Origin of the sequence: Streptomyces lydicus, assembly GCF_000717345.1 — a bacterium.
GTDB lineage: Bacteria > Actinomycetota > Actinomycetes > Streptomycetales > Streptomycetaceae > Streptomyces > Streptomyces lydicus.
Genome location: NZ_JNZA01000019.1, coordinates 14,889 through 27,859, shown reverse-complemented (window position 1 = coordinate 27,859; position 12,971 = coordinate 14,889). Strand labels below are relative to the sequence as shown.

Genomic DNA, 12,971 nt, shown 5'->3' with positions numbered 1-12,971 from the left:
TCACGTCAAGCGGCGGAATACGGGCTTCACCGGCCGCCCGGCCAGCCAGGGGGTGGGGTCGGCGGCGTCCAGTGCCTTCCGGTACACCGCACATGCCTGGGCCACCACATCGACGGTGCGGTCGATGTCGGCGTCGGTGAGCGCGCTGCTCACCACGAACGACGGGGCCAGCACTCCACCCGCGAGGAGCCGGCGCAGGAACAGGGTGCGGTACTGCTGCGACGACTGCCGGTTCTGGTCGAGGGTGGCGAAGACCAGGTTGCTGGCCCGGCCCCGGACGACGAGGTGGTCGCCGACGCCCATGCTTGCCGCGGCGTCACGGACACCGGCGGCCAACCGCTCGCCGAGGGCGTGCAGCCGCGCGGTGATGCCCTCCTCGACGTAGGTGGTGAGCACGGCCATCGCGGCGGCCAGCGAGTGCGTTTCCGCGCCGTGCGTGGTGGACAGCAGGAACACCCGGTCGTGGGAGTGACGCAGCCCGCCCCGCTCCATCAGGTCGCGGCGTCCGGCCAGCGCCGAGACGGCGAACCCGTTGCCCAGCGCCTTGCCGAAGGTGGAGAGGTCGGGTACGACGCCGTACAGGCCCTGGGCGCCCGCCTCGGACCAGCGGAAGCCGGTGATCATCTCATCGAAGATCAGTACGCAGCCGTGCCGGTCGGCCAGCTCGCGCAGGCCGGCGAGGTACCCGGGCGGAGGCTCGGTGTGGGTGGCGGGTTCGAGGATCAGGCAGGCGACCTCGTCCTGGTACCGGGTGAGGAGTTCGTCCGTGGCGGCCAGGTCCCCGTACGGGAACGCCACGGTGAGTTCCGTGGTCGCCTCCGGAATGCCCGCGGACATCGGTGTGGTGCCGATGAACCAGTCGTCGACGGAGAAGAACGGATGGTCGGCGCAGAGGGCCACCCGCGGGCGCCCGGTGACGGCGCGGGCGAGGCGGACCGCGGCGGTGGTGGCGTCGGAGCCGTTCTTTGCGAACTTCACCATCTCGGCGGTGGGCACCGTGGCCAGGAAGCGTTCCGCGGCCTCGACCTCCACGATGGACGGCCGGACGAAGTTGCTGCCCCGGTCGAGCTCCTGCCGCACCGCCTCGATCACGCGTGGGTGGGCGTGGCCGAGGCTGACCGACCGCAGGCCGGAGCCGTACTCGATGTAGCGGTTGCCGTCGACATCCCATACGTGGGCACCGCGGCCGTGGCTGATGACCGGGGCCAGATCCTCGGGGTACTGGTCGTCGCCCTTGGCGTAGGTGTGCGCGCCCCCGGGGATCAGGGCGTGCAGCCGCTCGTTCGCCTGCCGCGACCGGGGGAGGAGGAACTCCTTGGACTCTTCGGTGTGTTCGGTGTCCACTCCGACCTCAACTCTTCTGTTGCTTCAGGACCTCGGCGAGGCTCGGTGCCTCGCGGTCCCGCTGGGACATCGATGTGACCGGCAGCGGCCAGGGAATGCCGAGCTCCGGGTCGTTGAAGGCGATCGTCACGTCCTGGGACGGATCGTGCGAGCGGTCGATCCGGTACGAAGTGTCGGCGGTTTCGGTCAGCGCCTGGAAGCCGTGCGCGCACCCCGCCGGGATGTACAGGGTCGCCTGCGTCTCGCCGGACAGTGCGAAGAAGGCCCGGTTGCGGTAGGTCGGCGAGTCCGTGCGCAGGTCCACGACGACGTCGAAGATCCTCCCGTACGAGCACCGCACCAGCTTGGCTTCGCCGGCTCCGGAGCGCAGGTGCAGGCCGCGCAGCACGCCCCGGACCGAGCGGGACACGCTGTCCTGGACGAAGGAGTGCGGGTCGAGGCCCACCGAGCGGACGACGTCGGCGTCGAAGGTGCGGCAGAAGAAGCCGCGTTCGTCGGCGTACGGCGTCGACTCGAACAGGTATGCGCCGGCGATCTCCGGGACTTCGGTCGCTTTCATGGAGCCTCCTGGGCATGGGCGTGACCGGTTGCTGGGAACAAGGCCGCGGTCAAGGCGGTGAATTGGTGCTTGAGTTGGCGGGCGGCAGCCAGGTTCCGTTCGGTGAGGGTCTGTCTCAGTTCGGCCGATTGCTTCTCCAGCGCACGGAATTGCTCGAGCAGCCGATCGACGTCCACCTCGCGGGCCGGGTGGCAGTACGCGCCAAGGCCCATCCGATCCATGAGCGCATCGCTCTTCGCCGCGTAGCAGAGTGCGAGCGTCGGCGTGCCGACCTTCAACGCGCAGATCAGGTTGTGGTACCGGATCGCCACCACGGTGTCGGCAGCCGCCGTCTCCTTCATCAGGTCGGCCAGTGAGGACGCCTCGGCCGCGGTGACCAGCGGCGAGTCCACCGCGTCGAGGATCGCGGCGACCACCGGGGCGTCGACCCCGTCGCCGGTGAGCAGCCGGACCGGCCTGCCCTCCTCGATCAGCGCGCGGACGAATTGGATCGTCCCGTCGAGGTAGCGCCGGTGGATCTCCTCGGCCCGGGCGCGGTCGTCGTTGCCGCCGTGGAAGTTCATGACGCCGACGCAGACCGTGCCCGGCGGGCCCGCGGGCGCGATGGGGGTACCTCCCTGCTCTGAGGGCTCCTCCCGGCCGAAGGCTGGGGGAGAAGCCGAGAGCTCGGGGGACGGCGGCGCCGGCAGGGAGAATGCGAGGTCGGGGTAGACCTCGTCGCGCGCGGTGTCCACACCCATCGCCCGCATCGCGTCGCGGGACGGGGCGTCCCGGTACGACCGGTACGCGGCCAGTCGCGCCGACCAGCGCACCAGGGCCCGGGTCGGCCGGCTGCCGATCTTGGCGGCGCCGACGCTGACCAGCGCGACCCGGGTGTGCAGCAGCCGGCCACTCGCGCAGAGCAGGAACAGCGCGTACGGGAAGCCCCAGGGCCGTAGCGGCAGCGTGGCTTCCAGGACGCCCATGCCCGGCACGATCACCACGTCGTGCCGGCGCACCCAGGCGGCGGTGCGGACGGCGTCGACGATTTTGCCCAGACCCTTGCCCGCGATCGCGCCCGCTCGCGACGCGGTCCGGTACTCCCCGCGGTACCAGTGCAGCCGCGTCGCGGGGATCCCGAACCGGGTCGTGACAGCCTCGGGTCCGCCGCACAGCGCGTCCACGACCGCCTCCGGGTGCTCGGCGCGCAGGTATCCGAGCACGGCCTCGAGTGATCCGTCGTTGCCGAGGTTGCCGGAGCCGAGCAAGCCGAACACCCCGACGCGTACCGGAGTTTCGTCCGCCGGCGTCATGCCTGCCTCCCTTCGCGGCCGGCGACGAGGGCGTCGACGGAGACGGTCAGCTCGGCCGGGTCGACCGGGGCGCGGTCCTCGACCCGCTCGCCGGCGCCCGGCCGGACCCGGCTGGTCATCCATGCGGCCAGGTGGCGGCAGCACGCGCGCCGGTCGGCCGGGGACAACGGGGCCCGCCGGATCGCCGAGGCGAAGCCCCAGACGTACTCGGCGAGCAGCCGGGGCGTCGGGTGCAGCAGGCCCGCCCGGCGCGGGTCCAGATTGACGCACCGGGAGCGCTTGCTGGGGTTCGCGCGCTCGGCGCGGGTGGGGTGGTCGCGGCGGAAGTACAGGAGTTCCGGCACTTGGTGGAAGCGCCCGTGCAGGGCGATCTCGGCGACGAACGTGCGGTCCGCGTGGTGGTAGCTGTCCATCGGTTTCACCCGGCGCAGCGCGTCGGCCCGGATCACCCCGTAGAAGTCGTCACCGCCGGGCTCGAACAGCATGCTGCGGAAGCGCTCGGGCGGGTGCGGTGAGTCGGTGGCGAGCGTGTACGCATAGGGGACCTTCACCTGGCCGTCGCTGTCGATGACCGCCTGGTCGGCGTGCGCGAGGATTACGTCCGGCTGCCCGTCAAGAGCCTCCACGCAGCGCCGTAGCAGATCGCGGGCGTAAAGGTCGTCGTGCGAGGCCCACTTGAACAGCTCGCCGCGGCACTGGGTGAACACGTAGTTGTGGTTCGGCGTGGCGCCGACGTTCCGGGGCAGCCGGAGGTACCGGATGCGCGCGTCCTGCGCGGCGTACTTGCGGCAGATGTCGCCGGTCCCGTCGGTCGAGGCGTTGTCGGAGATGACCAGCTCGAAGTCCTCGTAGGTCTGGCCGAGCAGCGCGTCGAGGGATTCCGCCAGGTACTCCTCGCCGTTGTACACGGGCAGGCCGATGCTCAGCCTGGGGTGGGCGGTCATGAGGTCCTCACTTCGGGGATGGGTTCTTGGTGGTGCTCGCGCAGGGCGAACCGCAGGTGCAGCCACCACACGGCCGAGCCGCTGACCGTCGCGGTGGCGACGCCCCAGGCCGAGCCGACCGTGCCGGCGACGGCCGCCCCGCCGAGTCCGCCGCCGACGTAACAGGCGGAGGCGAACAGCTGGCAGCGCAGGCTGCGCCGGGCGGCGCCGAGCGCGCGTAGCCCGGCTGCCGCGCCGGTGCCGAGGCCCGCCCCCGCGACGCCGAGGGTGATCGGCACGATGAGCTGCGAGGAGGAGTGCCAGACGTCGCCGAGCACGAACTGGCCGAGCCGGTCCGGCATCAACAGCAGCGCCCCGCCCCAGAGCAGCGCGCCGACGGCCTGCCCACCGCCAAGGAGGAGGCAGAACTTCCCGAGCTGCTGCGGGGCCCGCCGCAGCACCCGTGCCGCCTCCGGGACGGTGACCAGCGAAAGGCCCATCAGGACGGCGAGAAACGGGCCGAGCAGGAGCTCGGCGCCCCGCACCGCGCCCACCGCGCCGAGCCCGACGATCGCGCCGAGCCCGTACGCCCGCAGCTGGCTCGCGCCGCTGAGGCAGGTGTTCTCGACCAGGTACCGATAGCCGAGATCGCGCTGCTCGCGAAGCCAGCCGCGCGCCTCGGTCACCCGCGGCCGGATGCCGGACTGGAGGTAGCCGTACCCTGCCGCCACCGTGGCGGACGCGCCCCAGGCGAGCACGAAAGCGGCCACGCTGCCCACCCGGGCCGCCACGACCATGGCCGGGACGAGCGCGACGCCCCACACGACGTCGTTGACGAACGCCTTCCGCCCGTTGCCGGCGGCGAAGAACGAGAACCGCCAAGCGTCTTGCAGCAGCAGCCCCGGCAGCATGACGCCGAGGCAGACGAACGCGGGCCCCACCCGGCCGCCGAGGGCCGGCCCGGCCACCAGACACGCCGCGCCGATGGCCGTACCCACGCCGAGTGCCGTACCCGTCGAGCGGGCCACCGCCCCGCGCCAGGACGCTTCCGACACGCCGCTGAAGCGCACCACGAGCGGATCGGTGGCGAGGCCGCGGGAGACGTTGAGCACCACGCCGTAGGTCACCCAGGCCAGGCTGAACACGCCGAACGCGGTCACCCCCAGCGAGCGGGCCACGTAGATGCCCACCGCGAAGTTGGACACGCTGGAGGCCGCCTGGTCGGCCAGTCCCCAGGACAGCCGGCCGACGAGGGCCCGCTTGGCGGATCCGGCCGGTGGCGCCGCTGTCTGCGGATTCTCCCCCTCGACGGGCATCGACGTCATGTTTTGATCAGCCCGGCCTCGTGCAGGGCACCGGCCGCGTCGGCGACGGTCTCGAAGGGCAGCCCGGCCCGTTCGGCGACGTCCAGCAGACTGTGCTCGCCGTCGGAGAGGTTGAGCACCCAGAGCATGGCCATCTGGGCCTGCTTGGTGTCGCTGCGGCCGCCGAGCGCGTCGTACAGCCCGCGCCGGCCCAGCTGTGGTTCGCCGTAGGGGCTGAGGTTGACGTACCGCCGGTTGCGGTCGAGGACGGCGAACGCCTCGCGGCAGACGGCGAGGGTGTCCGCCATCGCCTCAGGCGAGACGAAGTCCAGGTTGTCCGCCGAGGTGTGGTACTCGGGGTAGCCCGCGTACGGGGTGCGGGTGAGCGAACCCACGCCGAGATTGAACCCGGGCGAGCAGTACTGCCGCTCGTCGTAGCCGTACGGGGTGAACTTGTTGACCTGGTGCGGGCGTTCGGACACGGCCAGCACGTGCCGCATCACCCGGTCGATTTCCGCGTCACCGCGCCCGCTCTGCTTGTACGTCAGTTGGCCCGGGTCGCCGGCGCAGGCCAGCACCAGCCCATGCTTGACCTGGTCGATCCGCTCGGCGTTGCGGGCCAGCCAGGTGATCGCCCCGATGGTGCCGGGCGCGTAGATGAACCGGTAGGTGTAGTACGGCGTTTCCTGTGCCAGCGTGCGGGCCAGGAACGTCGCCACCGCGATGCCGGCCAGGTTGTCGTTGGCCAGCGACGGGTGGCAGACGTGACAGGAGACGATCACCTCGTCGGGGACCTGCCCGGGAACCACGTGCTCGGCGTAGGTGAGGTGGCCATCGGTGAGTGTGGAGTCGATGCGCACCTCGTACTCGCCGTCGGGTAGTGCGTCCAAGGTCTCCTGGGCCAGGCAGAACCCCCACTCCGGCTTGTAGTAGCTGGTGCGGTACGGCACCCAGGCCGGGTGGTCCGGCAGGGTGTGCAGGTGTCCGCGCAGCTCGGCCAGTGGCATGGTTGCCGACACCGGCAGGCTGTAGCCGAGCACGTGCAGGCTGGACGCGGCGAAGTCGACGACCCGGTTGCCGGCGGTGTCGGCGATGTACGCGTCCCGGATGTTCCACTCCTGCGGCACCGTCCAGTCGAGCACCTGGGTCCCGGTCGGCACCTCGTGCACCTGCAGCGGGATGTACTCGCCGACTCTCTCCAAAGTGGCCCGCACACCGTCGCCGGTGATGCTCCGGCACAGTGGATACAGCCGCTCCACCAGCGCGTACATCTCATCGCCGACCGCGGTCGTCGGCTGTTCGGTGGCCGTGGTCATCGGCGCCACCGCAGGGTGTCGTCGACGGCGCCGGCGTCGGACGCCGCGCGCAGCACGGCCAGGCGGGTGAAGCGTCGCTCGAAGTCCTCCTTGGTCAGCCTGAACTTCCCGTAGGCGTCGGCGAGTTCGAGCGCCCCCCGCTTCACGTTCCACTCGCAGTCGAAGCCGGGTACCGCGGCGCGGAACCGGGAGAAGTCCACTCGGTACGACCGCGGATCGGCACCGGTCTCCCCGGTGATCACCACCTTCGCGCCGCACACCGCCTCGGCCACCTGCTCGGCGATCTCGGCGACCGTGACGTTGTTGATCTCGCTGCCGATGTTGAACGCCTGGTCGTGCACCGCTTCCCGCGGCGCGGTCAGCGCGGCCGTGAAGGCCCGTGCGATGTCGGCGGCGTGCACCAGCGGGCGCCAGGGGGTGCCGTCGGAGAGCACAAGGACCTCGCCGGACAGGAGCGCGTGGCCCACCAGGTTGTTCAGCACGATGTCGGCGCGCAGTCGGGGTGAGTAGCCGAAGGCGGTGGCGTTGCGCAGGAACACCGGGGTGAAGTCGCCGTCGGCCAGGTCGTGCAGGTCGTCCTCCACCCGCACCTTGGACTCCGCGTATGGCGTCACCGGGCGCAGCGGGGCGTCCTCGGCCACCAAGTTCGACAAGTCGGGGTCGCCGGCGGCGCCGTAGACCGAGCAGGTCGACGCGTACAGGAAGCGCCGCACTCCGGCGTCGCGGGCCAGCCGGGCCAGCCGCACGGACGCGTGGTGGTTGATGTCGTAGGTGAGCTCCGGCGCCAACGATCCCAGCGGGTCGTTGGAGAGCGCGGCGAGGTGGATCACGGCGTCCACCCGGGCAACGTGTTCGGCCGTGACGTCGCGCAGGTCCACCCGATGGCCCTGCGGGTCCGCGGGCGGTGGGCCCAGCACGCAGTCGGCGAACAGACCGGCGTCGAGGCCGACGACTTCGTGTCCGGCGGCCTTGAGGACCGGGGCCATCACGGTGCCCAGGTAGCCCTGGTGTCCGGTCAGTAGTACGCGCAAGGTTCAACCCCCCAGGTTGAGAGTGAGTTTGGTGACGGCGAACGCCTCGGCGTAGCGCGCGTGGCATTCGATGCCGCGAATCCGTGCAAGGCCGAGGAACGCCTCCCGGTCGTACCAGGGCCGGTGCCGCTGCGAGGGGTAGTGCTCCTGCAACAGCCGCACCTTCTGTTCGGCGATCTCCGGCGACAGCGGCTGGTACACCGCCGGGCGGCCGAGGTCGCCGTCCCACTTGACGATCTCGTAGCCGAGTACGAGGTGGTCGCGGAACGCGGTGGGTATCAGCTTCGCCAGGCCCCGGTGATCCTGGTGCGCGTCGTCCGTGCGCGGGGCCAGCACCAGATCCGGCTCGGTCTGCCCGCGCAGTTCCTCGACGGCGGCCTTGGCCTCCTCCCAGTGTGCGGGCAGCCGGCCGTCCGGCAATTTGTGCACGGTCAGCCGCAGGTCGGCACCCGGACAGAAGGCGGCGAGCGCGGCCTGCTCCTCCTGCTCCCGTTCGCTGCCGCCGCCGGAGAGCACCAACGCGTCGATGCGGATACCCGGTCGCGCGAGGCACATCGTCAGCAGCGTGCCGCCGACGCCGATGGCGATGTCGTCGCAGTGCGCGCCCACCGCGACGATCCGGTCCAGGCGCCCGGCGCCGAGCCGGATCACGCGCCCACCCCGACGTTGTCCCGCTCCCACACGGCCCACGGGCGGTCGCCCCGGGCGTAGGCGGCGTCGAGCGCGGCCCGCTCCTTCACGGTGTCGGTCGGCTTCCAGAAGCCGCGGTGCTGGTGCGCCACCAACCTTCCGCGCTTGGCGAGTCGGGCGCATCCGTCAGCGACCAGATCCCCGTTCTCCGGGATGTGGTCGAAGACCTCCTGGCGGAGCACGAAGTAGCCGCCGTTCTCCCACAGCGGCAGTTCACTCACCGCGGTGATGCCCCCCACCAGGCCGTCCTCGCCCAGGTCCACGCAGTGGAACGAGGACTGCGGCGGCACCACCATCATCGACGCACCGGCGTCGCGCCGGGCGAACCGGTCGATCATCTCCGGCAGTGGGGCGTCGGTGAGCACATCCGCATAGTTGGCGAGGAACATCTCGTCGCCGTCCAGGTGGTGCCGCACCCGGCGCAGCCGCTCCCCGATCGGCGACTCGACGCCGGTCTGCGCGAACGTGATCGTCCAGTCCGAGATGTCGGTGGAAAGCAGCTCGGTCCGCCCGCCCCGCAGCACGAAGTCGTTGGACGTGGTCTCCTCGTAGTTGAGGAAGAAGTTCTTGATGTGGTGCGCCCCGTACCCGAGACACAGGATGAACTCCGTGTGCCCGAAGTGCGCGTAGTAGCGCATGACGTGCCAGATCAGTGGCCGCGGGCCGACCATCGCCATCGGCTTGGGCACGTCGTCGGAGGCTCCGCTGCGCATCCGCATCCCGTAGCCGCCGCAGAACAGAACGACCTTCATGCTGTGACCTTTCGAGACGCGACCTCGACAATGCTCAGTTCCGGGATGGGGAAGACGAGGCGGCCGCCCCAGTCGTTGACGAAAGACAGCTGCTCGACCAGCTCGGCCCGCAGGTTCCACGGGAGGACGAGGACATAGTCCGGTTTGTCGGCGGCGATCTGCTCGGGCGGCAGGATCGGTACGCGGGTGCCCGGGGTGAATCTGCCGTGCTTGTACGGGTTGCGGTCGACGGTGTACGGGAGAAGGTCGGGCCGGATGCCGCAGTGGTTGAGCAGGGTGTTGCCCTTGCCCGGGGCGCCGTAGCCGACGACCGTCTCGCCGCGCTCCGCCGCCTCGATGAGGAACCGCAGGAGGTCCCGGCGCACCTTGGCCACCCGGGCGGAGAACTCGGTGTACCCGGACAGCTCCTGCAGCCCGGCGGCCTTCTCCTGGGCCAGCACGTCGGCCACCCTTCCCCAAGCTCTCGGCTCCGCTCGAGCAGGGGATACCCCTATCGTGGGCTCGCCGGCCACCTCGGCCGGTCGGGCCCACAGCCGGATGGAGCCCCCGTGCGTGGGCAGCAGCTCGACGTCCACGAGCGCGAGTCCGCCGCTCGCCAGTGCCCGGATCGCGGACGCGACCGTGTAGTACTGGAAGTGCTCGTGGTAGATCGTGTCGTACTGGTTCTCCTCGATCAGGGTCAGCAGGTGCTGCACCTCGATGGAGACCCAGCCGTCGTCGGCGACCAGGGCGCGGAGCCCCTGGGTGAACCCGACCACATCGGGGATGTGCGCGTACACGTTGTTGGCCACGACCAGGTCCGCCGGGCCGTGTTCGGCGCGGACGGCCGATCCGGTGTCCGGGCTCAGGAACTCCGTGAGCGTGGGCACACCGGCGTCCCGCGCCGCGGCGCCGACGTTCACCGACGGCTCGATGCCGAGGCAGCGGATCCCGCGGTCAACCACGTGCTTGAGCAGGTACCCGTCGTTGCTCGCCACCTCGACCACGAAGGCGTCGGTGCCGAGACCCACCCGCTGTGCGGCGTCGGCGACGAACGTGCGCGCGTGCTCCACCCAGGAGGTCGAGTAGGAGGAGAAGTACGCGTACTCGCTGAACGTCTCCTCCGGCGTGATCAGCGGAGGGATCTGCGCGAGCCAGCAGTCGGTGCAGACCCGCAGGTGCAGCGGGTACGCAGGTTCCGGCTGGTCCAGTTGGTCCGTGGCGAGAAAGCTCTCACAGGGTGGCGTCGCCCCAAGGTCGACGACGCTCGCCATGGCTTCCGAGCCGCAGAGTCGGCATCGTGTCATCTACTGCCCCCATCCCCCCTGCTCGCGCGGGTGTCCCCGCCGCGAGTCAGTGCTGACCGCACCGCGATCGCGGTGCGGTACTCATCCACCAGGCGCTCCAGCCCGACGGCCGGGCTGAAACCCTGTTCGTAACGGAGCCGGGCCGCCTGGCCCATCTCCCGGTTGCGGGCCGGCCGGGCCGTGATGCGGCGTATGCAGGACGCGAGCGAGGCGGGCTCGCCCGGCCGGTGCAGCAGCCCGGTCACCCCGTCCTCGACGAGTTCGACGAAGGCGCCGTGACCGGCGGCGACGGCCGGGACCCCGGCCGCCATCGCCTCGACGACCACCAGGCCGAACGCCTCCAGCCATGTCGAAGGAGCCAGCACGGCGACCGACCGCGCGACGGCCTTCCGGCACTCCGCCGGGTCCAACAGGCCGACGTAGCGCACGTCGTCCCGGCCCGCCGCCCAGGCGGCCACCTCTCGCTCCAGTGGCCCGGCACCGGCGATCACGAGCGGTACGCTCACACCGCCGCCAGCGGCGATCTCGTCCCACGCTGCCATGAGCAACCGCACGCCCTTGACCTCCGCGAGTCGGCCGAGATACAGCAGATGCTCGCCGGCGCCCGCTCGGCAGGCGCCCGGTTCGGGCACGAAGTTGTGCTTCACCGCCAGCCGCTCGGCCGGCATGCCGGCCTGCACCAGGACGTCGCGCTGCGCCGCGGAGATACAGAAGAACCGCTCCACGCCGGACCACCACCGCCGCCGGTTGACCGACAGGCTGACCGCGAGCGGCACCGTCGCCAGCCGGGAGCTCCGGTAGCAGCCGTGCCGGACGGCGGGCAGCGGCGCCGACCCGACGCACTCGGTGCACGGCCGGCCGTCCCGCTGCAACGTGCCGGGCGGGCAGACCTGGGTGTAGTTGTGCAGCGTGGCGACGGCGGGTACGCCGGCGTCGGCGCAGGCGGCCAGCACGGCGGGCGACAGGAGCGGGAAGACGTTGTGGATGTGCACCACGTCCGGCCGCTCGGCGCGGAGCCGGGCGGCGAGTTCCGTGCGGACCGCCGGGTTCCACGGCACGAGCAGCGGCACTGCGGCCTTGCCGAGCAGGGACCGACCGGCGATGTCGTCGCTGCGCCGTTCGAACACCTCGACCCGGTGGCCGGCCGTGCGCAGCAGCGCCGCCTCCTGGTCGACGACCTTGTTCTCCCCGCTCGGCTGCGCCGAGGCGTAGCGGTTGTGCACCACGAGGACGTGCATGCTCAGCTCACCTCCGATTTCCGGGTCCATTGCGAGATGCGTCGTAGAGGCGCTTCGGGCGTCGAGAGGGGAGTGGCCGCGGCAGGTGCGGCCAGCAGCGAGGCGGCCAGGGCCAGATGCAGCAGATACGGCGAGGCGTCGCCCAGCCCTGTCTCGGTGTACGACGCGATCGCGCAGTAGCTGATCAGGAAGATCGCGCAGGCTCTCGGCAGCGACGGCGGCCGCAGCAACGCGACGCCGCCCAGCACGATGATGATCGCCGCCACGAGGGCGATGCCGATGAGACCCTGCTCGTGGTACACGGCCAGCCAGCTGTTGTCGATCGGCAGCCCGCCGAACGACTTGTCGCCCATGCCCATGCCGAACAGCTGCTGCCAGGTCGTCCGGGGGGCTGCCAGCAGGGCGTCCCAGACCTTGGCCCGACCGGTGAGGTTGGAGAAGTTCTCCTGGCTCTGTCCGCGCAGGAACCACGCCTGCAGCGCGGAGCTGAACGCCACCGCGGCCACCGCGGCGCACAGCACCGCCCAGGCGAAGAACCGGCGGGCGGCGGCGCTGGTCAGGATGAGCGAGCCGATCGCCAGCGCCAGCCCGAGGAGCAGGCCGAGCGTGGCCGTCCGGGTATGGGTCAACGCGAGCAGGATTACCGACGGCACGATGACTACCGCCGCGCTGGTCCGGTCGGTCCGGCGGCCCAGTACGAGCAGCACGGTGAGCCCGATGATCACCGCGGCGTACTGTCCGATCTGCGGCGGGGTGAGCGGCCACAGATCGCCGACCAGCCGCCCGCCGTAGAGGTCGGGCAGGGCCGCGCCCGGTGAGACGACCAGGCCGGCAGCCACCGATCCGAGCACCGCGAAGTACATCCGGATGTGGTGCCGGACGAACGTCAGGCCGCCGTCCCACCATCGGCTGAGCAGCCACAGCGTGCCGACGAAGAGAGCCAGTCGGGCGCAGCGGAACAGCGCACCGAACCCGGACCCCAGGTTCGCGCTGGAGATCACGCTCGTCACCAGCAGCAGGGTGAGCAGGGACACGTACGCACTGGATCGAATGCGCAGCTCGAGATTGACCGCGAGCGCCAGCGTGAACGCGGCGACCAGCGCGCCCATGGTGACCATCTGGATGAGGGAGCGGGGCAGCGGGACGATGGTCTGCGCCCCGGCGGAGCCGAGCGTGTTGAGGACCAGCAGCCCCCAGACTGTCCCGACGATCTTCGACGAGTGGTCCGCGCCCATC

At 71.1% G+C, this 12,971-nt stretch carries 12 protein-coding genes; all 12 read right to left on the bottom strand.

All coding sequences use genetic code 11. The features are described 5' to 3' along the window. Genes OO62_RS19605 through OO62_RS19550 form a run of 12 tightly spaced genes read right to left on the bottom strand, consistent with a single transcriptional unit; the run spans nucleotide 1 to nucleotide 12,970 of the window. Nucleotides 1-1,344: a glutamate-1-semialdehyde 2,1-aminomutase gene (locus OO62_RS19605; RefSeq protein WP_033268788.1), complete on the bottom strand. Its 1,344-nt coding sequence runs from the start codon at nucleotides 1,342-1,344 to the stop codon at nucleotides 1-3. A 7-nt stretch (nucleotides 1,345-1,351) separates the two neighbouring features. Continuing rightward, nucleotides 1,352-1,903, bottom strand: coding sequence for a dTDP-4-dehydrorhamnose 3,5-epimerase (gene rfbC, locus OO62_RS19600; protein WP_033268787.1), 552 nt, complete (start codon nucleotides 1,901-1,903; stop codon nucleotides 1,352-1,354). After that, on the bottom strand, nucleotides 1,900-3,195 hold the full coding sequence (locus OO62_RS19595) for a polysaccharide pyruvyl transferase family protein (protein WP_033268786.1): 1,296 nt from the start codon (nucleotides 3,193-3,195) through the stop codon (nucleotides 1,900-1,902). The genes rfbC and OO62_RS19595 overlap by 4 nt, the downstream gene beginning before the upstream one ends. Then, nucleotides 3,192-4,139 (bottom strand): glycosyltransferase family 2 protein, encoded by a 948-nt coding sequence (locus tag OO62_RS19590; RefSeq protein ID WP_033268785.1) that lies wholly within the window; start codon nucleotides 4,137-4,139, stop codon nucleotides 3,192-3,194. Before OO62_RS19590 ends, OO62_RS19595 begins: the two co-directional genes overlap by 4 nt. Further along, a complete protein-coding gene (locus OO62_RS19585) occupies nucleotides 4,136-5,443 on the bottom strand; it encodes an MATE family efflux transporter (RefSeq protein ID WP_033268784.1) in 1,308 nt (435 codons plus the stop codon). Before OO62_RS19585 ends, OO62_RS19590 begins: the two co-directional genes overlap by 4 nt. After that, nucleotides 5,440-6,738, bottom strand: coding sequence for a DUF4910 domain-containing protein (locus OO62_RS19580; protein WP_051733450.1), 1,299 nt, complete (start codon nucleotides 6,736-6,738; stop codon nucleotides 5,440-5,442). The genes OO62_RS19585 and OO62_RS19580 overlap by 4 nt, the downstream gene beginning before the upstream one ends. Beyond that, the gene (locus OO62_RS19575) at nucleotides 6,735-7,769 is read right to left on the bottom strand and encodes an NAD-dependent epimerase/dehydratase family protein (RefSeq protein ID WP_033268783.1); all 1,035 of its coding nucleotides are present in this window, start codon (nucleotides 7,767-7,769) and stop codon (nucleotides 6,735-6,737) included. The genes OO62_RS19580 and OO62_RS19575 overlap by 4 nt, the downstream gene beginning before the upstream one ends. 3 nt (nucleotides 7,770-7,772) lie before the next feature. Then, complete coding sequence (locus tag OO62_RS19570; protein ID WP_033268782.1) at nucleotides 7,773-8,420, bottom strand: PIG-L deacetylase family protein; 648 nt, start codon at nucleotides 8,418-8,420, stop codon at nucleotides 7,773-7,775. Beyond that, a complete protein-coding gene (locus OO62_RS19565; protein WP_033268781.1) occupies nucleotides 8,417-9,211 on the bottom strand; it encodes a sugar phosphate nucleotidyltransferase in 795 nt (264 codons plus the stop codon). Before OO62_RS19565 ends, OO62_RS19570 begins: the two co-directional genes overlap by 4 nt. Beyond that, nucleotides 9,208-10,497, bottom strand: a complete 1,290-nt coding sequence (locus tag OO62_RS19560; RefSeq protein WP_033268780.1) for a class I SAM-dependent methyltransferase — start codon at nucleotides 10,495-10,497, stop codon at nucleotides 9,208-9,210. The genes OO62_RS19565 and OO62_RS19560 overlap by 4 nt, the downstream gene beginning before the upstream one ends. Beyond that, on the bottom strand, nucleotides 10,494-11,735 hold the full coding sequence (locus tag OO62_RS19555; RefSeq protein WP_033268779.1) for a glycosyltransferase: 1,242 nt from the start codon (nucleotides 11,733-11,735) through the stop codon (nucleotides 10,494-10,496). Before OO62_RS19555 ends, OO62_RS19560 begins: the two co-directional genes overlap by 4 nt. A 2-nt stretch (nucleotides 11,736-11,737) precedes the next feature. After that, nucleotides 11,738-12,970, bottom strand: coding sequence for a membrane protein (locus OO62_RS19550; protein WP_033268778.1), 1,233 nt, complete (start codon nucleotides 12,968-12,970; stop codon nucleotides 11,738-11,740). Between the last annotated feature and the right edge of the window lies 1 nt (nucleotide 12,971).